The 24,025-nt window shown below is 38.1% G+C and carries 20 protein-coding genes; 7 read left to right on the forward strand and 13 right to left on the reverse strand.

Annotated features, from left to right (window positions below):
* Positions 1 to 516 precede the first annotated feature (516 nt).
* From lspA to rsmI, 4 genes are all read right to left on the reverse strand, one after another.
* On the reverse strand, positions 517 to 1,035 hold the full coding sequence (lspA, locus tag ABIB40_RS07070) for a signal peptidase II (RefSeq protein ID WP_354357415.1): 519 nt from the start codon (positions 1,033 to 1,035) through the stop codon (positions 517 to 519).
* 12 nt (positions 1,036 to 1,047) lie between these two features.
* The gene (gene lnt / locus ABIB40_RS07075) at positions 1,048 to 2,688 is read right to left on the reverse strand and encodes an apolipoprotein N-acyltransferase (protein ID WP_354357419.1); all 1,641 of its coding nucleotides are present in this window, start codon (positions 2,686 to 2,688) and stop codon (positions 1,048 to 1,050) included.
* Between the two features lie 96 nt (positions 2,689 to 2,784).
* Positions 2,785 to 3,429 (reverse strand): PH domain-containing protein, encoded by a 645-nt coding sequence (locus tag ABIB40_RS07080; protein WP_354357421.1) that lies wholly within the window; start codon positions 3,427 to 3,429, stop codon positions 2,785 to 2,787.
* A 19-nt stretch (positions 3,430 to 3,448) separates the two neighbouring features.
* Positions 3,449 to 4,174, reverse strand: a complete 726-nt coding sequence (rsmI, locus tag ABIB40_RS07085) for a 16S rRNA (cytidine(1402)-2'-O)-methyltransferase (protein ID WP_354357423.1) — start codon at positions 4,172 to 4,174, stop codon at positions 3,449 to 3,451.
* Positions 4,175 to 4,289: 115 nt separating this feature from the next.
* Between rsmI and serS the strand changes: the two genes are divergently transcribed.
* On the forward strand, positions 4,290 to 5,561 hold the full coding sequence (gene serS, locus ABIB40_RS07090; protein WP_354357425.1) for a serine--tRNA ligase: 1,272 nt from the start codon (positions 4,290 to 4,292) through the stop codon (positions 5,559 to 5,561).
* 74 nt (positions 5,562 to 5,635) lie between these two features.
* Here the strand turns inward: serS and ABIB40_RS07095 are convergent, their stop codons facing one another.
* Complete coding sequence (locus tag ABIB40_RS07095; protein ID WP_354357427.1) at positions 5,636 to 5,950, reverse strand: hypothetical protein; 315 nt, start codon at positions 5,948 to 5,950, stop codon at positions 5,636 to 5,638.
* 99 nt (positions 5,951 to 6,049) lie between these two features.
* A complete protein-coding gene (locus tag ABIB40_RS07100) occupies positions 6,050 to 6,745 on the reverse strand; it encodes an SIMPL domain-containing protein (RefSeq protein ID WP_354357430.1) in 696 nt (231 codons plus the stop codon).
* 157 nt (positions 6,746 to 6,902) lie between these two features.
* On the opposite strand from ABIB40_RS07100, the gene ABIB40_RS07105 reads away from it, so the two are divergent.
* Positions 6,903 to 7,430 (forward strand): DUF488 domain-containing protein, encoded by a 528-nt coding sequence (locus ABIB40_RS07105; RefSeq protein WP_354357432.1) that lies wholly within the window; start codon positions 6,903 to 6,905, stop codon positions 7,428 to 7,430.
* Between the two features lie 68 nt (positions 7,431 to 7,498).
* Here the strand turns inward: ABIB40_RS07105 and ABIB40_RS07110 are convergent, their stop codons facing one another.
* The 6 genes from ABIB40_RS07110 to ABIB40_RS07135 form a co-directional block, all read right to left on the reverse strand.
* Positions 7,499 to 8,038, reverse strand: a complete 540-nt coding sequence (locus tag ABIB40_RS07110) for a cold-shock protein (RefSeq protein WP_354357434.1) — start codon at positions 8,036 to 8,038, stop codon at positions 7,499 to 7,501.
* A 183-nt stretch (positions 8,039 to 8,221) separates the two neighbouring features.
* Positions 8,222 to 8,836, reverse strand: coding sequence for a MarC family protein (locus tag ABIB40_RS07115; protein ID WP_354357436.1), 615 nt, complete (start codon positions 8,834 to 8,836; stop codon positions 8,222 to 8,224).
* A 165-nt stretch (positions 8,837 to 9,001) separates the two neighbouring features.
* Positions 9,002 to 9,697, reverse strand: coding sequence for a head GIN domain-containing protein (locus ABIB40_RS07120; RefSeq protein WP_354357438.1), 696 nt, complete (start codon positions 9,695 to 9,697; stop codon positions 9,002 to 9,004).
* A gap of 687 nt (positions 9,698 to 10,384) precedes the next feature.
* Entirely contained in the window at positions 10,385 to 11,485 is a 1,101-nt protein-coding gene (locus tag ABIB40_RS07125) for an AI-2E family transporter (protein ID WP_354357440.1), read from the reverse strand.
* Positions 11,486 to 11,535: 50 nt separating this feature from the next.
* The gene (locus tag ABIB40_RS07130) at positions 11,536 to 13,188 is read right to left on the reverse strand and encodes a M1 family metallopeptidase (RefSeq protein ID WP_354357442.1); all 1,653 of its coding nucleotides are present in this window, start codon (positions 13,186 to 13,188) and stop codon (positions 11,536 to 11,538) included.
* A 4-nt stretch (positions 13,189 to 13,192) separates the two neighbouring features.
* A complete protein-coding gene (locus ABIB40_RS07135; RefSeq protein ID WP_354357444.1) occupies positions 13,193 to 15,052 on the reverse strand; it encodes a CocE/NonD family hydrolase in 1,860 nt (619 codons plus the stop codon).
* A 289-nt stretch (positions 15,053 to 15,341) separates the two neighbouring features.
* Between ABIB40_RS07135 and ABIB40_RS07140 the strand changes: the two genes are divergently transcribed.
* The 3 genes from ABIB40_RS07140 to ABIB40_RS07150 all read left to right on the forward strand — a co-directional run bounded on the left by ABIB40_RS07140 (position 15,342) and on the right by ABIB40_RS07150 (position 19,457).
* Complete coding sequence (locus tag ABIB40_RS07140; protein ID WP_354357446.1) at positions 15,342 to 16,505, forward strand: esterase-like activity of phytase family protein; 1,164 nt, start codon at positions 15,342 to 15,344, stop codon at positions 16,503 to 16,505.
* 145 nt (positions 16,506 to 16,650) lie between these two features.
* Complete coding sequence (gene lpdA, locus ABIB40_RS07145) at positions 16,651 to 18,057, forward strand: dihydrolipoyl dehydrogenase (protein ID WP_354357448.1); 1,407 nt, start codon at positions 16,651 to 16,653, stop codon at positions 18,055 to 18,057.
* A gap of 233 nt (positions 18,058 to 18,290) precedes the next feature.
* Complete coding sequence (locus tag ABIB40_RS07150) at positions 18,291 to 19,457, forward strand: MFS transporter (RefSeq protein ID WP_354357450.1); 1,167 nt, start codon at positions 18,291 to 18,293, stop codon at positions 19,455 to 19,457.
* Positions 19,458 to 19,532: 75 nt separating this feature from the next.
* Here the strand turns inward: ABIB40_RS07150 and ABIB40_RS07155 are convergent, their stop codons facing one another.
* The gene (locus ABIB40_RS07155) at positions 19,533 to 21,479 is read right to left on the reverse strand and encodes a beta-N-acetylhexosaminidase (protein WP_354357452.1); all 1,947 of its coding nucleotides are present in this window, start codon (positions 21,477 to 21,479) and stop codon (positions 19,533 to 19,535) included.
* A 178-nt stretch (positions 21,480 to 21,657) separates the two neighbouring features.
* On the opposite strand from ABIB40_RS07155, the gene ABIB40_RS07160 reads away from it, so the two are divergent.
* A complete protein-coding gene (locus ABIB40_RS07160) occupies positions 21,658 to 23,154 on the forward strand; it encodes an NAD(P)H-hydrate dehydratase (RefSeq protein WP_354357454.1) in 1,497 nt (498 codons plus the stop codon).
* A 25-nt stretch (positions 23,155 to 23,179) separates the two neighbouring features.
* Entirely contained in the window at positions 23,180 to 23,956 is a 777-nt protein-coding gene (locus tag ABIB40_RS07165; protein ID WP_354357456.1) for an SDR family NAD(P)-dependent oxidoreductase, read from the forward strand.
* Positions 23,957 to 24,025: the final 69 nt, after the last annotated feature.

The following is a 24,025-nucleotide window of genomic DNA, read 5'->3' on the forward strand; positions in this document are numbered from 1 at the left end:
ATAATCGTCATTCTCTGGAATCGGAGTATTTGAAATGGTATTCTTGCTAGTATCTAAGTTTGTAATTTTGCTTTGCGGTTTGTTGTTACATGCAGCTATCAGTATAGCAGAACATATTAACGATCTAGAAATATATTTTTTGAAATTACATTTCATATTTTATTACATTTTTTAATTTGACCTATCAAAAATACGATTAGTTTTTTCGTTACCTATGAACGCCTTGATATAACCTATCATTAAACCCCCGTTTTGTAATAATTTAAATTTCCTAAAATCAGTAATCTTTAAATTTCAGCATAACCCATTTCAGAAGCCGGTAGTAGATAATTGAATTTTTACCAAATTCTCATAAACTTATTTCATTAATCAAAACGTTTTTTTAGTTTTTGAGATGAGTTTTTCGATAATTAACGGTGCGTGACAATTGAATTTTGACAAGAAATATTGCGAATGGAAATTCTGTTCTTTAATTCTATAAAAATGACGCGTAAAGATTTAATCATGCTATAGAAATCAGTAGGTTTCAGAATTTTCAGCAGTAGAGTTTTTTGGCGCTACAAAAGACCTAATTAACAATATACAAACACCTATCATAATCGAAACATCGGCAAAATTAAACACCCCCGTTTGAAAAATGGTAAAATTTATATGCATAAAATCGGTAACCGAGCCATGCACGATCCTATCGTACAAATTACCAATACCTCCTCCAATTAAAAAGCATAGTGCAATTTGCATCAATATAGGAAGATTTTTATGTGCGAAAAGATAATACAAACCATAGGCTAAAAATATTAACGGAATTCCTGTTAAAATAATCAGCCTAAAAATATAGGGCATTTCGTCGCCCAAGCTTAAAAAAGCGCCACTATTTTGCACCTTGGTTAATGTAAAATGGTCTTTAATAATGCTAATGTGTTCATATTCGCTAATTCTACCTCTTACAATATGTTTAGATACCTGATCGCAACCAATATTTAAAAGCAACAATAAAATAAGCACAGCAAAATGGAGGTGTTTTTGGTTTTTCATAATAATATGTAACTATCCTAAAGAGTTTTCTGATTTTTTCTTTTTGATAAATGTGCTATATGGAATAACCAAAGCAAGCAAAATGGCAATTATATAGAACAATTTTGCAATCAAATCTCCATTTTTTACGTAAAAAGTAAGCTCGTCATTTAAATGAATGTCGCTTTTAATGGCAGTGCGTGTCCACCATTTGGTATGCTGGGTAATGTCTCCGCGTTGGTTTATGAAGCAAGAAATACCGGTATTTGCAGATTGCGCTACATCTCTATGGGTTTCAATGGCCCTAAGTTTTGCGTACAACTCATGTTGGTCTTTGCCAGAGGTATTTCCCCACCAAGCATCGTTGGTAATTATGGCAATAAATTGTGCGCCTTGTTTAACTTGTTGGCCAATCCAATCGCCCCACAAACTTTCGTAGCATACAACTGGTGCAGCACCAATGCCACTTTGCGAATAAAGCACGCTAGGATTTTCCTGCCAACCCCATCCGCTCACACTTCCGCCAAGCTGAGAGAAGACACCATCCAAAAAGGAAAAAACTGCAGGAAAAGGCATTTTCTCAGCTCCTGGAACCAATTTAGATTTATGATAAAATTGCACGTTGTCAGAATTTTCTACCTGCATGGCAGTATTAAAATTATCGAAGTACCTGTTTCCCTGTTCATCGTATTTTGCAGAAACCGTTTTTTTTGTCTGATAGAACTTTACCGTTTCTATTCCGGTGATTAAGGTGCCGTTTTTGTATTTCGAGAGAAAATCTCGAAGGTTCATATAATCCAAGCTTTCTCTAATCTTATCTTCGTCAGCGTAGTTGGGGATGGCTGTTTCCGGCCAAATAAAATATTCTGTATTTACCTGTCCTATTGAATCGGAGAGATGTGTTAAAATCTTTATTTGTTCTGCTGGTGGGAGGATTTCGAGTTTCTGATAAGGATCTATATTGGGCTGAACCACTACCACGTTGCTAGGGGTGCCCTTCTCTGTCGCTTTGTAATATTTTGTCAACGATATGCCTATAGGAATAATCACTACGGCCAACCAAACATAAGGCGGTTTAAATTTGGCTATTTTATTGGCATGTTTAAAGTAATTATAAGTTTCGAATGCCAAAACATTGCTGACTAAAATCCATAACGAACCGCCATACACTCCGGTATAATCATACCACTGCGCCAATTGGTGCATGCCAGATAAACCGTTTCCTAAAGTCATCCACGGGAAAGCAAAATCCCAGGTTTGCTGCAGATATTCTAACGCGATGTAAAAAGAAATAAGGCCAGTATATGCCAGGTATTTGGGCACAAATTTCTTTAAGCGATAAAACAGCCAAAAGGCAAAAGTCATTAACAATGCGCCCAAGCAAAAGGGAATAAGCGATACAGGAATGGCGACCAAAGTGCCATTGTAAGCCTTTATAGCGTTATAAACCCAATAAACAGAGACCGTGTTCCAAAGTAGAAAAGTTAAACCAGCCGTTAAAAAAATCTGTTTTCCTTTTTTTAACAACATAGATTTTGAGATATTATCTAGTGCTATAAGTAGTGGAACAAGCGCAATAAGTAGGAGAGGAGTGGTGTAAGGAATTGGCGGCCAAGCCAACCAGAGTAAAAAAGCGCTTAGTAGAGCAAGTAGATAATTGTTTTTATTGTTCATAGGTAGGGCTTACGCTGCAATGTATGTTAAATGTTTTCTAAACATCTGGTTAGTGTGGTTTTTAGCAAAGCTTAACTGTGGAGAAAATATAGGAAATTACAAACTATCTAAAATATTCGATTTTTTCGCCTCGTATTCTTCTTGACTTATCAAATGTTTGTCAAAAAGATTTTTCAGCTTTCTTAATTTCAAAACGGTCTCATCTTCCTCTTCAGGTATTGTTTGTTCTATAAATGGGCGAACGATTTCTTCTTCTGCGGAAAGTGGTGCTGAAATTTGAGGCGCTTCTGGCTCAGGTTCTAAAATTTCTTTAAGCGGTTCTATTTCTGTTTTTTTGGACGAAATGCTCTCGTGAAAACTGTTTATTTGCTCGTTTGCCGCTTGGTTTAACTTTCTGGCTTGCACTTTCGGAATAAAATCTGTAACGATATTTTCGCCATGCGTAGGCACACAAATAAATTTGGCGCCAAAAATTTCTTCCTTGAAAGAAACCTCTTTTATACTTTTCCAAGAAATGTCTTTAAAATTCATGGTAAGCCCCAAATTGCTTGGTTGGCAATAGAAAATACGTTTATTGGTAATTACAATGCTATCTGGAAGCAAATTTACCGCGGGTTTTTTCTGTACCGCTATGTATATCAGCTCTTCGCCGCTAATTAAGAGGTCGTCAAGTTTTCCCAATATTTTCTCTACTGCTTTTGGGTCTTGCTCGTCGCTTAAAAATTTATCTATGTCAATCATGTTAGTAAAAATTGTTCTTCTATTTTACGATGTTTTCATCAATACCTTTATATTTCTTTTTATTTTTTTCGTTCGGTTTCCCCGCAATGCAAATTACAAATTCTCCTTTTAAAGTATTGTTTTCGAAATGTGATTTTATTTCTTCCAACGTTCCCCTAACAGTTTCCTCAAACATTTTTGTAAGCTCTCTGCTTACCGATGCTTGCCTGTCTGCGCCAAAATATTGTGCAAACTCTTCTAAAGTTTTTAATAACCTATGCGGGCTTTCGTAAAGAATGATGGTGCGTTCTTCCTCTGTCAGTTTTTTAAATTTAGTTTGACGACCTTTTTTAACGGGTAAAAATCCTTCAAAAACAAAGGCATCGGCTGGTAAGCCAGAGTTTACAAGTGCAGGTACAAAAGCTGTTGCGCCAGGCAAACATTCCACTACTATTTCGTTTTTTATCGCTTCGCGGATAAGAAAAAAACCTGGATCAGAAATGGCTGGTGTTCCGGCATCAGAAATTAGGGCTATTTTTTGGCCTTCCTTTAAAAATTTTATAATTTCTGAAGTTGCTTGATGCTCGTTGTGTTGATGGTGTGAGAAAACTCTTTTATCGATCTCGAAGTGTTTAAGCATCGGTGCGCTTGTTCGGGTGTCTTCGGCCAAAATTAAGTCGCATTCTTTTAGCACGCGAATGGCCCTAAAAGTCATGTCTTCTAAGTTGCCTATTGGCGTTGGCACAAGGAATAATTTACCATCCATATCGAGGTTGCGGGTTGCGGGTTGCGGGTTGCGAGTTTTGAGTATGTTTATAAAAACATATAACTCATAACAGATAACACATAACTCTTTTTATCTTTGAAAAAAATTAAAAATAATGCTGCAAGTTAATTATATCCGCGAGAATAGGGAGAAAGTTTTAGAGCGGTTGGCTGTGAAGAATTTTGGCCAACCAGAATTGGTAGATCAAATTATAAAAATAGATGAAGTTCGCCGTTCTACTCAAACATCGCTAGATAGCCTTTCTTCAGAGGCAAATGCGGCAGCCAAACAAATTGGCGAATTGATGCGCAATGGTAAAAAAGAGGCCGCAGAAGCAATTAAGCAGCAAACTTCTTCTCGCAAAGAACAACTTAAAGATTTAAGCGAACAACTCACTTCTTTAGAAACAGCGCAGTTTGATTTGCTTGTTCAGTTGCCAAATCTTCCAAGCGAGTTGGTGCCTAAAGGCGCTACCCCAGAAGATAACGAAGTTGTTTTGTTAAATGGTAGCCCTGCAGAATTTACACACGAAGCTTTACCACACTGGGAATTGGCGGCAAAATACAACATCATCGATTTTGAATTGGGCGTTAAAATTACTGGAGCTGGTTTTCCGGTTTATAAAGGAAAAGGAGCCAAACTACAGCGGGCTTTGATTAGTTATTTTTTAGATAAAGCAACAGAAGCTGGCTATACAGAAATGCAAGTGCCACATCTAATTAACGCGGCATCGGGTTTTGGAACGGGACAGTTGCCCGATAAGGAAGGCCAAATGTATCATGTTGGTGTAGATGATTTGTTTTTAATTCCGACTGCAGAAGTACCAATCACCAATTTATACAGAGATGTAATTTTAAAGGAAGAAGACTTACCGATAAAAAATACTGCTTATACGCCATGTTTTCGCAGAGAAGCAGGTTCTTACGGTGCGCATGTTCGCGGATTAAATCGTTTGCATCAATTTGATAAAGTAGAGCTTGTGCAGATTACCCATCCCGATAGGAGCTACGAAACATTAGAGCAAATGAGTAGTTATGTGCAATCTTTATTGCAAGAACTTGGTTTGCATTACCGTGTTTTACGCCTTTGTGGGGGCGATATGAGCTTTACCGCCGCCATGACGTATGATATGGAAGTTTGGAGCGCAGCGCAACAACGTTGGCTAGAAGTGTCTTCTGTTTCTAATTTCGAAACTTTCCAAGCAAATCGCTTAAAACTTAGATTTAAAGGAAAGGAAGGCAAAACGCAATTGGCACACTCGTTAAATGGAAGTGCCTTGGCCTTGCCAAGAATCGTTGCTTCTATTTTAGAAAATTATCAAACAGCAAACGGAATTCGAATTCCAGAGGTGCTGGTTAAATATACAGGGTTCGATAGGATAGATTAAGATATTATTATGAGAAAATAAAAAGAGCCTCGCAGAATTTTCTGCGAGGCTCTTTTATATAGCATTTAAAAGCCTTAAAGAATAAATAGTAATACAACGATTATAATGATTATTGCCCCTACCGAAAGATAGATTCCGCCAGACATCGCTCTCGCTTGGTTTTTCATTTCCTTAAGTTCCTTACGCAATTCCCTTTTTTCTGTGCGGCTTAGTTGAGATTTGTCCATCTCTCTAATTTCCTCTACGCGGGTCGTAATTTTGTCCAACTTCGCTTGCTGCTCTGTAGTAAGTTCTGTAGGATGTTTAGATGCTTTTTCTGCTGCACTAACTGAATTGGCGCTAATTCCCAACGTAAAAATTAGGGCGAATGTGTAAATTAATTTTTTCATAATGTTTGTCTAAATTTTTTAAATGATTACCCTGAAACAAAAAACCTACCAAAATCTTTGGTAGGTTTAAAATTAGTAAAAAGGAATGGAATTCCCGTCTTATTTAATCTCAAAAACAACGTTTACAGTAAAATTCAGTTTAATTTTTTTAAAATCGATGTCTGGCGCAGCTGATGCATCGGCCATTGCAGTTTTCATCAGGTAATTTCTGTACACCGGTTGAGGCGTATTGTCATTACCTTCTTGAATTTCTATCACACGGTATAGTTTGTCACCCAAAGCTTCTACCATATAAGTTGCTTTTTCTTTCGCCGCCAACAATGCTTTAATCTTCAATTCCTTTTTTAAACTATCAATTTTAGAGTAATCGTAACTTTCTATATTGGTGCTTGCAACCCCTTTCGGGTCGATACCTTCCATAATCGAATTAAATTTATTCAAGTCGCTTACTTTTAAACGATATTGTTTACTTGCCAAAAAATCGGGGTTTTTCTTTTTCTCTGTTGCATAATTCCAGCTGCTTAGGTTATTTATTGTTAAATTGTCTTTGTTTATTCCAGCTTTTTGGATGGCAGAATACAATTGGTTTTCTAACGTGGTAATGTCTACTTTTTTCTTGCTGTTGTTGTCTTTTAAATACTCTTTTAAAGAAATTTCTATGTAAATAATGTCTGGCGTAACTTCGGCCTCTGCTTCGCCACTTACGGTAATTTTTTTTCTTAAATCTACTTGTTGGGCCTTAACTGTTGATAATCCGAGTGCGGTAAACAATGCAATTGCAATTAACTTTTTCATATTTATTTTTTTTGTGTGTGTACTTATGATGCAGGATGCTAGCAAATTCCACACCGTTATTAATTTTTTTTGTTTTTAAAATGAAGTAATAAATGGGCAGTTGATTGAATCTAGCCTAATTATTGCTCTTTATGGTTTTTCATTTATAAATAAAGTTATGGGCTCAACATCAAGAAAAATTTGGACAATCGGCCATTCTACACATAGTTTTCAGGTTTTTTTGGAGATGTTGCAGTCTTTTGAGATAGAAATGCTTGTTGACATTCGACGGCATCCTGGATCCAGAAAATATCCCCAATTTAATCAAGATGTTTTATCTGAATGTTTGCAAGAACATCACATAAACTATATCTATTTGAAAGATCTTGGTGGGCGAAGAAAAGCCAAGCCTAATTCGCACAATATAGCTTGGCGAAACGCATCATTTAAAGGTTACGCAGATTATATGGAAACCGGAGAATTTAAAGGCGCTGCTGAAATATTAGAACAGTTAGCTGAAGAAGCTAATGTTGCTTTTATGTGTTCTGAAGCAGTTTGGTGGCGATGCCACCGTTCTTTGGTTGCAGATTATTTAAAGATTAGGGGCTGGAACGTGATGCATATTATGGGTGTCGGTAAAGAGACCCAGCATCCATATACAAGCGCTGCAACAGTAACCGATGGTCTACTGTCTTATCAAGATTAATTAGTCGCTCGTCGTTTTTTAATAAAAAAAAAACCTTCTCAATTCGAAAAGGTTTTTTTGTAAAAATCTTATGCTTCCGGTAGAGGCTTCTCCTTCTCTTCCGGCTCAACTTTGGGTTGAGGTTGAGGCTTAGGTTTAGGCTCTGCTTTTACTATAGGCGCTTTGCTTACACGTACCGCAGTTGGGCCTTTTTGCCCCATTTCTATTTCGTAAACCACTTTATCGCCTTCTCCAACTTGTTCTTTAAGTCCATTTACATGAACAAAAATACTATCTTGAGTGTCAGAGTTTCTTATAAATCCATATCCTTTGCTGTCGTTAAAAAAGGTAACTGTTCCCTTTTTAATCGGATCTTCGTCTATTAGGTCTTCTTGTTTGGCAATACCTATTTGAATGTCTTCGGTATTGATTATTTTTTTCTTTTTCGGGTCTGGTGGGGTAGACGAGATGTTTCCATTTTCATCTACATAGGCCATCATATCTTCCAGCTTAGAACCTTTAAGGTTGTCGCCTTTGCGCTCTTCTCTCTTCTCTTCTTTATCCTTTTTCTTCTTCAACCTTTTCTTTTCGTTCTCTTTTTTACTGTATGTCGCCTGAGATTTAGCCATATATTACGCTGTTTTTGTTTTTTAAAGATCGACTTTATTGCCAATTACACAAAGATAAGAAATCTAAAGCAATAATTTATCTGCTATTCATTTTACGGGATTGGTTATCATAACCTTGTTGTAAAAAAAAAAACAAAGTTTTGCAGTTATTATAAACGGTATGAGTGTAAAAACTTGAGTTTTTTAAATGTTAAAAGCAGTCTTCAAACCTGTAATTACCATGTTAGTACCAATAATAGCAATAATTAGCCCCATAATTTTGCCAATGACCTTGATAACGTTAGTGCCGATTTTTTTTACCACATATTCGCTTAAACTAAATGCCAAATAATTTAACCAACACATTAATGCGAAAACAACAATGGTAATGGCAATTTCTATATACGTTGCCCGTGACACAAAATTCATCGCGGTAACAATAGTGCCTGGCCCAGCCAAAATAGGAATTGCTAATGGAGAAATGGCTATATTCTCATCAATATTCGGCTCCTTAAGTTGCTTAACAGTAGATTTTTTAGATTGGAGCATTTCAAAACCCACAAAAAAGACCAAAATTCCACCGGTAATTTTAAATGCCGGAATGGTTATTCCGAAAAGTTCGAAAATAAACTTCCCCAAAACAATAAATATGAAAACAATGATAAACGCAGTAGTTGTTGCGCGTTTATTAATGTCTTTTTTTGTTTTCAGGTCGGCGTCCTCCACCAAAGAAGAGTAAATAGGGACATTTGCAATCGGATTCATAATGGCGAAGAAGCCAGTAAAAACCGTTAAAGAAAATACCAAATACTCGTTCATGCACTTTAATTTGCCAGGGGCGATGATTTATTGTGGTGCAAAACTAGCCAAATTAATGCGGCAAAACGCATTTTTTTGAAAATAACAAACTATTGCCGACAATTTAGACCATTAAAATGGTTTAAGCAATGGTTAAATTTTCTTGTAATTACGAAGAGTAGCTATCTAAACTTTCTTAACTTTTCCTGACCCTAAAATAGTTTGTTTAACCTCGGGGTCGCCGGTGTAAAATATACTAGCAGACCCACTGATTACTGCGTTAATGTTTTCGCTAACCTCTATGTTAACCTTCCCGGAGCCACTCATTTGAGCAGAAAGATTACTTACAGAAAAGTCTTTTCCTGCAAAAATGGCAGAGCCACTTAACGTAATAGTTGCGTTATCTGCTTCTCCTGTAATGTTAAGTTTTCCAGAACCGCTGATTACCGCATTAAGATTTTTTGTTTTTGAAGACAAACTTAAATTTCCAGAACCGCTAAGTACTACAGAGAGTTCGCCTGTATTTACCGCTCCTTTAACTTCCATGCTTCCAGATCCGCTCATAGTAAAGCTACTCAATTTTTTTGCGCTTACGTAAGCCGTTATTTTTTTGTCTGAATATTTACGTTCCCAGCTTTTCCAGCTCATTTGCGGACGAATAACTAATGTAGTTCCTTCTACCTGAGCTAGTAAGGTCGCAATCGCTTCGGCGTCGCCTTCAAATCTACAGCTTTCAGAATCACCTAAGGTAACCACCACATCAATTGGGCCGCCAGCAACTATGCCTGAGAAGTTTTTTACTATAGGCTGTTCTTGGGCTGTTGCAAAATACGTTACGCCCAACAAAAGAAATACGAGCAAGGCAGAAGAAGTTTTTTTCATTTTTGAGTTTATTTTATGCTTTTTAGATGTTCAGTACAGACTTACTATTTTTATAAAGACGCACGAGATGGTAAATTGTTGCATTGACCGTTAAAAAAATATTTAGTCTGAATTCTGATAACTAATATTTTTAAAGAAGAGTTAATCGCTCGCTGATATTTAAGAGTTCTTACTTCTGAGACTTTCCCGTACTATAAAATGGATATCATCGTAGTTTTTCGAGTGTTGCTCAATAATTTTCTTTTCGCCTAGAATAAATTACTATGGGGTTGATATCAAACGCGTCGCAACACCGTTCTTATGAGATAGCAAAAATTCTTTAATCCAATTTTTACTTAAAAAAATGACAGTCCAGCTCCTCTTTAAAAATGAAGGGTGGCAATCTATTTCTACTCTTAACTGCTATTCAATCTTTCGATCAAATAATTATTAACGGGCTGAACATCGAATAACCAAGTTTCAGAAAAAGGCTCATTAACTCCTTTATCATCGAATAGATATTGGATAATCTTCGATTTAAACTCCTAAGGTTTATGTGTCGCATAGCTTAATTTCCGAACCCGATAAATTCGATATTGTTTATTGATTATCGAAATAATTTTTTATCCAATCGATTGGGATTATTCTATAAACACAAAACACCTATTGCATAGAGGTCAATCTTCACATAGCGACGTGAAAAATGAATTAACCCTCAAAGATAGGTGCTCGTTCCAATTCGCTTTCCCTTTTTCGGTTCTCTAACCATTTTGTAAAAACCGTGTAGGCAATCGCCATCACAATTGCTCCCTTAAACATGCCAGTAAATCCCCAAGCCGCCAGCCCCCCTAAAACCCCTAAAAATAACACTAAAAAGGGCAAACGCCCTCCACTTTTTGCAATTAAAATTGGTTTTACAACGGCATCTATCATTAATACACCCATTGCATAAATGATTAAAAAAATTGTATATCCTGTATGTCCTAAGGTAGAATACCAAATAATAACGGGTACCCAAACTAATAACGGTCCGATCTGAATAATAGTTACGAAGAATACCAAACCCGCAAGCGGCAGGGCAAAGGGAATTCCAGCAATCTTGAAGCCAATCCAAGATATAATTGCAGCAAAGAAAGCAGTACCCATTACACCGATAGAAACTCCCTTTACAGCTTGCCCGGTAGCCTCTAAAAGTTCAATTCCGTTTCTAGCCCCAAATAAATGCTTTAAAGCTGCCTTAATAGGCAGTAATATTTTTTCTCCGCTAACTAGGAAAAAAGCAGAAATTATAATTCCTAGTATAAATTGAATTGTAGCTCCAATTATACCTGTGCCTGCTGAAACGACATGGTTTAGGGCAGCCTTAACCTGCAGTTCGTGAGGAGCAATCGTTTCTGTTGGATTAACAGGCAAATTGTTCCAGAAAGAATTGATTTGATTGCCCACCAAAGGTAAGTTTGCAATCCAAGTTGGCAAGGGCGGCAAGCCATTCACTTTTACATTAGAAATAAATGTTAAAGCGTCTTTTATATGGTTAGAAATAGCCGATACAATTAGAACAAATGGAAAGGTAACCAATGCGATAAGCAAAACAGCGTAGATGGTAGCGGCTAATTTTTTTCTATTGCCAAGTATGTTCGTTAATTTTTTAAACGGTGTCGCAAAAGAAACCGAAAAAATTAGAGCGAAAGTTAATACTCCAAAAAACGCGCGCAGTACTTCAAATGTGGCGAAAAGTAAGCCAAGCAACAGTAATATTACTAAAATTGTCTCTACAATGCTCTTTGGTTGGAATTTTGTTTCACTCATCTTATTAATTCTTATCACTAAACGCAGCTTTTTTTGTCACTCCTATAATGTCAATCTTTCTTCGTACCCACATAAAATTGCGGGTCTACTTTAAAAGTATCCTCAGTAATATTAGTGGCAACTTTTAGCTTTTTCCATTTGTTGGTTGGCTTAATTAAAGTATATCCGTCGTTGTTTAGCGTAACTCTAACAGGCATATCAAAACCCTCAACATCTGTAATCCATCTGTATTTCAGTAGGCCGTCCTTTATACTGTATTCAAGTACTGGAATTTTGGCGTGCCTCAAATATTGGTCGAATACTTTGTTTAATTTTAAACCACTTTCTTTTGCTATGTAGTTTTCTATTTGCGCTGAAGTTACGGTTTGGTGGTAGAAAGTTTTGTTTAACCCACGTAGTATTTGCCTAAATTTTTCGTCATTATTTATAAGCTGCCGGATGGTATGAATCATATTGCCACCCTTATTGTACATATCCCCAGAGCCTTCTTTATTTACGCCATAAGTGCCAATAATTGGTTTATCATTTAATATCCCTTTTCTTAAGCCAATTACATAGTCGTTTCCTTCCTTAATACCTTGTGTACAGTCTATAAAGAGTGTTTCAGAATAGTTTGTAAAGCTTTCGTGTATCCACATATCGGCCAAATCTTTACTTGTAATGCTATTGCCAAACCATTCGTGGCCACTTTCATGTACAATTATAAAATCCCATTTTAAGCCGTAATCAGTCCCACTTAAGTCTCTGCCTAAATAACCCATCATAAACTTGTTGCCATAAGCTACTGCGCTTTGGTGTTCCATTCCTAACTGAGGAGCTTCTACCAATTTATATCCATCTTTATACCAAGGATAAGGGCCAAACCAATATTCGAAACATTTTAGCATGCGTTTCACATCTGCATCCCAATGTGGGCGTGCTTTTGCGCTATCTGTTCTTAAAGCCCAATAATCTATAGTTAAATTGCCATCTTCACCTGCAAAATTGTCTTTCCAATGAGAATACTTACCTATATAAAAAGCAACATCGTAATTGTTTATCGGATCATTTACAAACCAATTGTGCTGGGTGTACCCATCTGGTTTTTTAACGGTGCTTCTTAATCTTCCGTTAGCTATGCAATTTAATGTATCGGGTGTAGAAATGCTAATCAACATACTGTCAACTTCATCACTTTGATGATCTTTATTTGGATACCAGCAACTAGCGCCCAAACCCTGGCAAGCAACAGACACAAAAGGATTGCCAAGTGAATCTTTCTTAAAAATAAAACCACCGTCCCAAGGTGGGTTTTTCCCAATAATTGGGTTTCCAGAGTAAAACACGGTAAACTTATCTTTGCTTCCCTTTTTAACGGTTTTTGGAAAGGTTACAAAAACAGCATTATATTCTCGGGTGTAAGGAAGCTCTTGGTTTTTATACACCACTTTTTCCACCTTTAAATTGCTAAACAAGTCAAATTGTAATTTAGTGAAATCTTGCGTAGCGGTAAAAGCAAACTCATTACTGCCACTTACCGATCTTTGGTCGATGTCTATTTTAACATCCAAGTGATAGTAGTTAATGTCATAGCATGTACGTAAGGGCGTTAATGTTCCGCGCAAACTATCTGCTCTCGTGTTTTCCGAATGTTTTTTCAGCATTTGCGCATTTACGGTAAAGCCAAAGAAGAATCCCGCACACAGTAGGAATAGATATTTCATAGGGCTATTTTAAAATGGGCAAGGTAATGTAAGATTGGTTCGAAACATCGTGATAAATTCTTTGGGTTGCTTTTTGAAAATCTGATGGCTCAGCCTGATAAATGTCCATAAATTTCTGCGGGTTTCTATCTGCCAAGGGAAACCACGAGTTTTGAATTTGAACCATTATTTTGTGTCCCTTTTTAAACGTATGGGCAACATCGGGCAGGGGATAGGCCAATTTTGTAATTTGATTGGGAACAAAGGGCTTTGGTTTTTCGAAACTATTGCGGAATTTCCCACGCATAATCTCTGCCCGTACAAGCATTTCGTAACCAGCCATAATAATGTTTTTTGGGTTAGGTTCTGGCGCAGGCGTATCTTCTGGATATACGTCTATCAGTTTCACCACATAATCTGCGTCGGTACCTGTGGTAGAAACAGACAGATTTGCCAACACAGGGCCAGTAACGGTAATGTCTTCAGTTAGCGGTTCTGTCTGGTAAGTCGTTACATCTGGTCGGCGTTCTGCAAAACGTTGGTCGTCTATCATATATTCTCTAGTGCGTTTTGCTTGTACGCCTGCCTGGTATGGTACTGGGTGATTTGGGTCGCTTACATACTCATCCCAACTGTCGGTTCTACCAACCTTGTCAAAAGCCAGTTTTCCTTGAGGTTGTAGATATAAGTTTTTAGAAGTTGTATCGGCAGGTGGCCAAGTTTTAAATTTCTTCCATTCGTTGCTTCCAGTTACAAAAATGGTGGCTTCTGCCGGGTCAAAATCTCCCTCATCTTTCAAATAATATTTAAAGAAAGGCAATTCCATATTTTTTTGGTAATAGGTGCTTGTCGACTGATTGAAATTGATGTCGCCAAAGCTACTTCCGGTGCCGCGCACCCAGCCCCCATGAAACCACGGGCCGGCCACAAGAATGTTCTTTGCGCCTGTATTTTGCTTTTCTATAGCCTTATAGGTAGCGAAAGTTCCGTAGGCATCTTCTGCATCAAAAAAGCCTCCAACCACCATAACCGCGGGTTTTACGTTGGTTAAATGCGGTAAAATGAGTCTGGCTTTCCAAAACGTATCTAAGTTGGGGTGAGCGTACATGTCGTTAAAAAACTTTAGCGTATCGCCGGTATACTTTTCTTTTAATCCTTTAAGAGATCCCGCGTCTAAATAAAATCTATAATTATCTTCTATGGGGAATTTAAATCCTTTAGGGCCTTGAGCAGGAGTAATTGGTTTAGGTCTTGGTACGCCAAAACTTGTTAAGAAGGCAAATGCATCCATTTGAAAGAATACTCCTTTATGATGAAAATCATCTCCCCTAAACCAATCGGTAACAGGTGCTTGTGGAGAAACGGCCTTTAACGCTGGGTGCGCGTTTGGCAATGATGTGGTAGAATAGAAACCAGGATAAGAAATGCCATAAATACCGGCTTTTCCGTTGTTGTTTTTAATGTTTTTTACCAGCCAATCTATGGTGTCGTAGGTATCGGTGCTCTCATCAATTCCATTCTTTTTATTTGTCTGAGGACGGATGTTTTCAAAGTTGCCCTCGCTCATCCATTTTCCTCGAACATCTTGATACACAAAAATAAATCCCTCTTTCATTTCTGCGGGAAAATTGCCCAAGCTTTTTTTATAACCTTCGCCATAAGGGGCAACAGTATAAGGTGTTCTATTGATAAGAAATGGATATTTTACACTTTTATTTTTCGGGATGTAAATTGAAGTAAATAGTTTAATACCGTCGCGCATGGGTATTTGCTTTTCAATTTTGGTGTAGTGTTCTTTTACGTAAGCAGAGTCGGTTTCTTGAGCGAAGAGATGAACAGAAAGAAACGTAAAAATGGCTAGGGCGAAAATCTTAAATGGGTTCATTTAGTTTGGTTTTTTAGCAAGAAAGTTTAAATATATGCATTTGGATTTTAATTTGATATTGGCATCAAATTACCGAATTGGCTAAGCCATTTCTCGGGCGTCATTAATGATTATACATTTTGGCTTTGGGCATTTATTTGGTCAGAGTTTCTAAAGTTTTGTGTGTTTGCTGTAAAAGTGGAGTATTTAATTACCATTAATGGTCTACGTGATTTGCATCACAGAAATGACGTTTTTGGGAGCGTTTAAAAATGGTTTTTTGTTATCATTGTAAATTAAAATCGAGGTTTTGAAAAAAAATACAGTCAGCCTATTATTTCTTCTTTTATTCCCACTTTTCTTCCTTTCTTGCTCGGTTCGAAAATTTGCGCAAAGCAAGGCCGATGAAACTAACATTGCATCGATTAAGTTTTTGAGCGAATATGTAATTCCGCATAACGTCGATTATGATCAAACAATTATTGGTGGCCTATCGGGAATAGATTACGATAAGAAGAAAGACCAATATTATGTCATCAGCGACGATCCATCAGCTAGAAGCCCCGCTAGATTTTACACCGCAAGGATTTTTATTTCGAATTATAAGATAGATTCTATCGGGTTTACAAAAGTGACTGATTTACTTCAGCCAAATGGCAAACCTTACCCTAAATATGGAACAGATAGATCAGTTAAACCAGATGCAGAGTCGATTAGGTATAACCCAATAGAGCATAATTTTTTATGGAGCAGTGAGGGAGAAAGACGTTTTAAGGTCGGGGATACCACTATCGTCCAGCCAACTTTAACGTTTATGAACGCCCAAGGCCAATTTTTAGACACCATTCCATTGCCCAGCGGTTTTCATTTTAGCAAGCGAGATAAAGGCTTGAGAAAAAACGCCGTGTTTGAAGGGCTAAGTTATGCCAACAATTATAAAACACTATTTGTAAGTTTAGAAGAACCTAGGTATGAGGACAGCGAGAAAGCTAGTTTTGGTTTTTCTGGTGCGTTAACGCGTATTCTAAAGTTTGATGTAAAAAGCAAGAAAAACGTTGCGCAATATGCATACAATTTAGATCCACTACCGGTAAAGCCAGCCATAGATATGGATTGGAACGTAAACGGAATTTCTGAAATACTTGCCCTAGGTGATGATAAATTATTGGTTATGGAGCGCGCATGGGCCAAAGGAAACGATGATCACAGCTTTATAAAAGTGTATATAGTGGATACAAAGGTCGCCGAAAATGAAATTGACAATCCATCTTTTAAGGCCAACCCACCAAAAGTTTTAAAGAAAAAATTACTTTTTGATTTTGACAGCTTGAATAGGCACATAGATAATTTTGAGGGGATAACTTTTGGTCCCGTTTTGCCGAACGGCCATAAAAGCTTAATTTTCTGTGTAGATGATAATTTTTCTGAAATGCAAGTGCAGCAATTTTTCTTGTTTGAGGTGGTGGAGAAGTAGCTGTCAATTTCTTTCATGTTGACTACGATGAACATTGCTATTCTGTACATGCTACGAGCATTTAAAAATCTGTAATTTCCAGTGACTCAGTTTTGTGTGCTGCCTGTTTTTTCCTTAACTTTGCACCGTAAAAATTAAAGAAATTATGCAGTACGACGTGGTAGTTATTGGTTCTGGTCCTGGTGGGTATGTTGCGGCAATTCGCTGTGCACAACTTGGATTAAAGACAGCCGTAGTAGAAAAATACAAGACTTTTGGCGGAACTTGCTTAAACGTTGGTTGTATTCCATCAAAAGCATTGTTAGATTCTTCTGAACATTACCACAACGCTGCGCATACGTTTGCTACGCACGGCATTGAGCTAAAGAGCTTGAAAGTAAATATGCCACAAATGATCGCCCGGAAAGACGATGTGGTGGCACAAAATACGGCAGGCATCACCTATCTTTTCAAAAAAAACAAGATCGATGCTTTACAAGGGCTTGGCTCTTTTATTGATAAGAATACCGTTTTGGTAACTAAGGAAGACGGCTCTACAGAACAACTTTCTGCTAAGAATGTAATTATCGCTACTGGCTCTAAACCAACGGTATTGCCATTTATCAACATAGATAAAAACCGCATCATTACCTCTACCGAAGCCCTAAACATTAAAGAAGTACCAAAAACCATGGTTATTATTGGCGGTGGCGTAATTGGATTAGAATTAGGTTCTGTATATGCTCGCTTAGGAACTAAAGTTTCGGTAGTAGAGTTCTTACCTTCTATTATTAGCAGCATGGATACTGGTTTGGGAAAGGAACTTCAACGTGTGCTAAAGAAATCATTGGGCATTGAATTTTACATGAACCATAAAGTTACGGGTGCTACAGCAAAGGGTAAAATAGTAACGGTAACAGCAGATGACGCGAAAGGCGAGGAGTTAAAGCTAAGTGCCGATTATTGTATTGTTGCGGTTGGTAGAACAGCTTACACAGAAGGTTTAGGCTTAGATAAAATTGGCATAGAAATTACCGAGAGAGGCAAGAAAATCCCGGTTAACGAACATTTGGAAACTTCTGTACCTGGGGTTTATGCCATTGGCGATGTTGTTGCTGGATTAATGCTTGCGCATAAAGCCGAAGATGAAGGAACTTTGGTTGCAGAGCAATTGGTCGGACAGAAACCTCATATAGATTACAATTTAATTCCCGGAGTTGTTTACACTTGGCCAGAGGTCGCTTCGGTTGGCAAAACAGAAGAACAGTTAAGGGAAAATGGCATCAAATACAAAAGTGGTTCTTTTCCGTTTAAGGCAAGTGGACGCGCAAAAGCGAGCATGGATACAGATGGTTTTATAAAGGTTTTGGCCAATGCAGAGACTGATGAGATTTTGGGAGTACACATGATTGGCCCGAGAGCTGCAGATATGATTGCAGAAGCAGTACTAGCTATGGAATTCAGAGCTTCTGCCGAAGACATTGCCCGCGTTTCGCACGCACACCCAACATATACTGAAGCTTTTAGAGAGGCGGCCATGGCTGCAACAGACAATAGAGCGATACATATTTAGGTAAAGTGGTTAGAGGGTTAGGGGTTAGAAGGTTAGACGTTTAGTAGGAGTTAGCTGTTTAAGTCGTTAACGCTTTTCAGGTTGTTAGTCGGCATAAGAGGACGCATTTGGTCACCCTTTTTAGTCTTGCTATTTTATCCTATCGGGTATCGGCCACGTCTTTATTCCTTGCTCCTTGTTCTTCAATCAAATAACGCAATCAACTCTCACATCTAAAGCCTCACATCTAAACATTGGAAAATCCTCTTGTTACCCCTCTAAAAAAATCGATAACCCGAACTAGGGTTGCAGTTTCCTTATTTTATGTTGGCCAAGGGGTAGCGTTCGCTTCTTGGGCAAGTCGTATTCCAGAAATAAAGGAGCATTTACATTTAACCGATGCACAGTTTGGTGCTTTACTTTTGGCGCTCCCAGCTGGGCAATTGTGTACCATGCCCATATCGGCTAAATTGGTCACAAATTTTGGGAGTAAAAAAATACTTTCCATCTGCGCTCCACTTTACGTAATTGCACTCACAAACCTTGGTTTAGCCAACGCAAATTGGCAACTAGCTGCTTTTTTATTTCTATTTGGGGTAATAGGTAACATGTGCAATATTTCTGTAAATACGCAAGGAATAGAGGCCGAAAAATTATATGCAAAGCCAATTATGACTTCCTTTCATGGCGCTTGGAGTTTGGCGAATTTTTCTGGAGCACTCATTGCCCTATTGATGATAAACCTGGGGATTTCTCCTTATTGCCATTATTGGATTATTGCTGGGTTGATTTGGATAAACGTGCTTATAAACCATAAATATTTAGTCGAGGGAAAGGCAGCTAGGACGGAAAGAAAACCCAAGTTTTTCACAAAGCCAGAGGGAGTACTGCTTCAGTTAGGGATTATAGGGTTTTGCAGCATGGCCACAGAAGGCGCCATGTTTGATTGGAGCGGTATCTATTTTGAGAAAATTGTAATGGCGCCCAAGTCTGTTGTGATATTGGGCTATGCTTCTTTTATGATTATGATGGCCATGGGCAGGTTTTTTGGCGATAGATTTATTACAAAATTTGGCCGAAAGAAAACACTTCAACTCAGCGGTCTCACAGCGTCTGCTGGGCTGTTTATTTCTGTGCTTTTCCCTTATTTACCATCTGCAACTTTAGGGTTTATGCTTGTCGGGCTTGGAGTATCTGGTATCGTACCAACCGTTTACAGCATAGCTGGTAGAAATACAAAAGTATCTGCAGGCATGGCATTAGCCATGGTATCTAGCGTAAGTTACTTGGGTTTCTTAATGGGGCCACCGCTTATCGGCTTTGTATCCGGGTTGTTTAACCTCCGGTATTCTTATGCGCTAATCGCTTGTTTTGGCTTATTGGTTACTTTTATTGTTACAAAAATAAAAGCTATTGATTAGGGAGATACCTTATCAACAGCTTTTTACCAGTTCTATCTAATTTAACTTTGAGCAGTAAGAATAGCAGGATTAGTACTACTTCGCCCTACTTTTTAAATCCGTTACAGCAATACTTAGTAATCTTCCAACAGGTTTTTTACCTCTGTAGGTAATGACACGCATTAAACTTGCATCTTTTGGCACTACAACTGCAGCTTTATATTTTGGATAAAAATAGTCGGGCGTAGAATTGTCAAAACTGTAATAAATGTCTAGACCATCTACTTCAGTTGCAAGATTAACCATCAATTCACCTCCTGCTGCTTTCTTTACAGTCACAATCGGGTCGAACATGGCAGGGGAATACTTAGTTTCCCTAAAATCTAATCGCTTAAACTGATCTTCGGTTTTATCGACAAAATAAGACCAGTTTTTCTTTTCTAAGGGCGACCAAAGTGCTTCTGCCATGGCAAAACCACGCGGCCAGAGCATATATTCTACTTGTCGGTAGTTATAGACTTGTTCTGTCCATAAGTTTGCTTGCCCACCTAAAATGTATTTTGGGTCAGCTCCTTCTGGTACTGGATTAAACTGATAAACCTTGTTTAGCCTTAAAGAAGCATATACTTTAGGTTCTGTAACTTCATCGCCCTGCATGTAATCGAAATAGCAATAATCTGTTGGCGTCATTACTACATTGTGTTTTTCTTTTGAAGATTCTATGCCGTGTTGACTTCCCCTCCAACTCATTACAGATGCGGATTGCGAAACGCCGCCCTCTAAAATCTCATCCCATCCCATAAATTTTTTCCCTTTGGAATTCACTATTTTTTCTACTCGTTTTTCAAAATAGGCCTGCACTTGTGGAATCGTTTTTAAATTTTCTCGTTTCATCAGTTCTTTTACCATAGGGTCTTTTTCCCAAAAGTTATGTGCCGCTTCATCGCCGCCCATGTGTATGTATTCAAATGGGAAAAGTTTTGCCACTTGAGTAATTACAGAATCTAAAAATGCATAGGTGGTTTCTTTTATTGGGCAAAGGTTGTTGTCAACCAGTCCAATTGGCGGTGCGCCGTGGCTCCAGTCCATAATCTGCTCGCCAGATCTTACCCTATAATTTACGGCATCTGGCGTGCATGAAAGTTCTGGATAAGAAGCTATTGCCGCCAAGCTGTGGCCCGGTACGTCCACTTCGGGCATAATGTTTACAAAACGGTCTTTAGCATATTTTACCAATTCTTTGATGTCTTCTTGGGTGTAAAAACCGCCGTAATCTTTTGGCTCATCGGATGTTGGCGGAATAAAATTACCAAAGGTTCCTACTCTTTTAACATTCCAGGCACCCACCTCGGTAAGCTTCGGAAATCCTTTTATTTCTATTCGCCAGCCTTCATCATCAGTTAAATGAAAATGCAGAATGTTGTATTTATAGCGCACCATGCCATCAATAAATTGCTTAACTTCTTCTTTGGTAAAAAAATGCCTAGAAACGTCTAACATTAGGCCTCTCCAGCCAAGCTTTGGGTAGTCTACCACGTCAACGCATGGAGCCTCCCATTTTACGTTTTTAATAACTTCTTTACTCTCTATTTCTGGAGGCAACAATTGTAAAAAAGACTGTATGCCATAAAATATCCCGTTAGGTTGATTTGCCGAAATGGTTACTAAGGTTGGCGTTACTGTTAACCTATAACCTTCAATTCCCAACTGCTCATCTGTTTTTTTATTTAATACCAAGTTCATGGTGGCGTGTTGACTGCCTATGGTAGTGCCCACAAAATTTCCCGTGGCCTTACTAATGCGATCTTTTAAAAATTGAACCGACTCTGTAAGATTTACATTTGCAGGCGCATGTATAATTACATTGCTTGGCAGCGTAAAAATGCCTGGTTTCTTTACAATGGATACAGGCTCTGGAATAATTGCAATCGGTTTGGGCGATACAAGTTCGTTTCCACCGGCTTCTGTCTCGTTTACGATGGATTGTGCACTTGAGCTCGTGTAAAACAGCGCAACTAAGGCGATTAAGCAGGAAATCTTCATCGATAAAATTTTAAGAAATTAAGGTTTGTATAATCATGCAAGATATTAAAAATGTTTATAAAGATCCATGTTTAAATTTCAAATCTGATCTTTTATCGAAGTCCAAGGTTTTTAAAATCTAAAAGGCATTTTCGTTGTTAAGTCTGTAATATTTTACTTTTTGTAAATACTTTAAATTATGAAAACTTTGCTTACGTCCGCGCAAATGCGGAATGCAGATGAATTTACCATTATAAATACACCAATAACTTCTTTAAAATTGATGGAACGGGCTGCAAATGCTTTTGTTGATGCCTTTTTGCTCGATGAACATTCCACCGATACCGATATTGCAATTTTTTGTGGCAAAGGGAACAATGGTGGCGATGGATTGGCAATAGCCCGACTGTTACTTTCTAAAGGGTTTAGTAAAATCTCCGTCTATGTAGTAGGCTTTTTAGAAAAGCAGACCGAGGATTTTACAGCCAATTTGGAGCGCTTGAAGAACAAAGATTTAGACGTTCTGTATGTAAAAAAGCCCGATCAAATTTATGTGGATCCAAAGGCAATTATTATTGACGCAATTTTTGGCTCGGGATTGAATAAGCCGCTAGCCGGTGATTTTGAAATGTTGGTGGCCAATATTAACGGCTTAGGCAATAAAATTTACGCGGTTGATGTGCCTTCTGGTTTCTTTGCCGATGGTGAGTTGCCAGAAAATTACAATGGCATTAAAGCTTATAAAACAATTTGTTTTCAACGTCCGAAAATCAACTTCTTTTTTCCCGAATCTGTTACAGCAACTCGATATTTCTCGACGATAAATATTGGATTAAGTGAGAAATACCTTAAAAAGGTTGCTACCACTTTCTTTTTAACTGAGAAAAAAGACATTAAGAAAATGCTAAAACCGAGGAGAATTTTTAGTTACAAAGGCACGTTCGGTCATGCGTTAATTGTTGCAGGAAATGAAAGCACCATGGGCGCTGCATTACTTTGTTCAACTGCCTGTTTAAATAGTGGCGCAGGACTTACAACAGCATGTATCCCGAAAAGCGGATTAGCTGCGCTAAATACTTTATTGCCAGAAGTGATGGCGATGGCAAGAGACGATTATACTAGACTGGAAAAAGCTAGTAGATTTCAGGTAATTGCCGTAGGGCCGGGCTTGGGCGTTTCCACAGAACACAATCAATTGTTAGAAAGCTTGTTGGTTTTGGCTAGACCGATGGTTATTGATGCCGACGCATTGAATATGCTTGCGGAAGAAAAGGGATGGCTGCAAAGGATACCGGCGAATTCGGTTATTACTCCACATGTAAAGGAGTTTGACAGGTTGTTCGGCAATCATGATAGCTGGTGGACGAGGGTTGAAACCGCCAAACAAAAAGCAAAAGACCTAAATATTGTCATCGTACTTAAAAATCAATACACCTTTGTTTGTTTGCCAGATGCAACGGCTCATATTAATCCTACCGGAAACCCAGCAATGGCGCAAGGTGGTATGGGAGATGTTTTAACAGGGATAATTGCTGCATTTATTGCCCAGGGCTATGCTGCAGATCAGGCCGCGATATTGGGTTGTTACCTCCACGGTAAGGCCGGCGATGCTTTGGCCAGAAAAAGCTTTGTTGTTTCGGCATCTTCTGTTGCTCGGAGAGTCCCAAAGGAAGTTAAAAAGCTTATTCAAATTTGATACACATTAAAGCAGAATTATAGACATGAAGAAAACAGCCTTAATTACAGGCGCAAGTAGCGGGATAGGGGAAGAGTTTGCCAAAATCCACGCAGAGCGAGGCGGCGATTTAGTTATCGTTGCGAGAAGCATAGGTAAACTGAACGCGTTAAAAACGACGTTAGAAGAGAAGCACAACATTAGTGTCTTAGTTATCGAAAAAGATTTATCGCAGGCTAACGCTGCAAAAGAAGTTTACGAGGAAGTAATTCAAGCTAAAATTAAAATAGACTATCTGATTAATAATGCAGGTTTTGGTGGGATGGGTAAGTTTTACGAGCGCAGTGTACAGGAAGATTTAGCCATGATTTCTTTAAATGTTTTGGCTTTAACTGAGCTTACCCATTATTTTTTGGTCGATTTTGTAAAACGCAACGAAGGAAAAATCTTAAACGTTTCTTCTACCGCGAGCCTAATGGCTGGGCCAGGGCAAGCTGTTTATTTCGCAACAAAGGCCTATGTTACTTCTTTTAGCAATGCCATAGCCGCGGAGTTGCACAATAAAAAGGTTACCGTTAGCAATTTAATGCCAGGCGCAACCGATAGCAACTTTGGAGAAAGGTCTGGAATGGATAACACAGTTATGTTCAGCAAAACCGCAAGCGCTAGGGTAGTTGCCAAACAAGGATATAACGGAATGCTTCGGGGAAAATTAAATGTTTTGGCGGGGCTTGATTTTACTCAAAAAATAGCAATAGGTATGGTAAAGTTCGTGCCTAGAAAAATTATGTTGTTGATGGTTCGCAAACTCCAAAAAGGATAATTGTTTATTCAACAAAAAAGCCCTTGAAATTTCAAGAGCTTTTTAAATAACTTTGTTTACCGTCTATAA

Source organism: Pedobacter sp. UYP30, assembly GCF_040547165.1.
GTDB lineage: Bacteria > Bacteroidota > Bacteroidia > Sphingobacteriales > Sphingobacteriaceae > Pedobacter.

Coding starts and splice junctions, on each gene's coding strand:
- lspA (WP_354357415.1), bottom strand. CDS start 1,035: ATGAAAAACCAAAAACACCTCCATTTTGCTGTGCTTATTTTATTGTTG.
- lnt (WP_354357419.1), bottom strand. CDS start 2,688: ATGAACAATAAAAACAATTATCTACTTGCTCTACTAAGCGCTTTTTTA.
- ABIB40_RS07080 (WP_354357421.1), bottom strand. CDS start 3,429: ATGATTGACATAGATAAATTTTTAAGCGACGAGCAAGACCCAAAAGCA.
- rsmI (WP_354357423.1), bottom strand. CDS start 4,174: ATGGATGGTAAATTATTCCTTGTGCCAACGCCAATAGGCAACTTAGAA.
- serS (WP_354357425.1), top strand. CDS start 4,290: ATGCTGCAAGTTAATTATATCCGCGAGAATAGGGAGAAAGTTTTAGAG.
- ABIB40_RS07095 (WP_354357427.1), bottom strand. CDS start 5,950: ATGAAAAAATTAATTTACACATTCGCCCTAATTTTTACGTTGGGAATT.
- ABIB40_RS07100 (WP_354357430.1), bottom strand. CDS start 6,745: ATGAAAAAGTTAATTGCAATTGCATTGTTTACCGCACTCGGATTATCA.
- ABIB40_RS07105 (WP_354357432.1), top strand. CDS start 6,903: ATGGGCTCAACATCAAGAAAAATTTGGACAATCGGCCATTCTACACAT.
- ABIB40_RS07110 (WP_354357434.1), bottom strand. CDS start 8,038: ATGGCTAAATCTCAGGCGACATACAGTAAAAAAGAGAACGAAAAGAAA.
- ABIB40_RS07115 (WP_354357436.1), bottom strand. CDS start 8,836: ATGAACGAGTATTTGGTATTTTCTTTAACGGTTTTTACTGGCTTCTTC.
- ABIB40_RS07120 (WP_354357438.1), bottom strand. CDS start 9,697: ATGAAAAAAACTTCTTCTGCCTTGCTCGTATTTCTTTTGTTGGGCGTA.
- ABIB40_RS07125 (WP_354357440.1), bottom strand. CDS start 11,485: ATGAGTGAAACAAAATTCCAACCAAAGAGCATTGTAGAGACAATTTTA.
- ABIB40_RS07130 (WP_354357442.1), bottom strand. CDS start 13,188: ATGAAATATCTATTCCTACTGTGTGCGGGATTCTTCTTTGGCTTTACC.
- ABIB40_RS07135 (WP_354357444.1), bottom strand. CDS start 15,052: ATGAACCCATTTAAGATTTTCGCCCTAGCCATTTTTACGTTTCTTTCT.
- lpdA (WP_354357448.1), top strand. CDS start 16,651: ATGCAGTACGACGTGGTAGTTATTGGTTCTGGTCCTGGTGGGTATGTT.
- ABIB40_RS07155 (WP_354357452.1), bottom strand. CDS start 21,479: ATGAAGATTTCCTGCTTAATCGCCTTAGTTGCGCTGTTTTACACGAGC.
- ABIB40_RS07160 (WP_354357454.1), top strand. CDS start 21,658: ATGAAAACTTTGCTTACGTCCGCGCAAATGCGGAATGCAGATGAATTT.
- ABIB40_RS07165 (WP_354357456.1), top strand. CDS start 23,180: ATGAAGAAAACAGCCTTAATTACAGGCGCAAGTAGCGGGATAGGGGAA.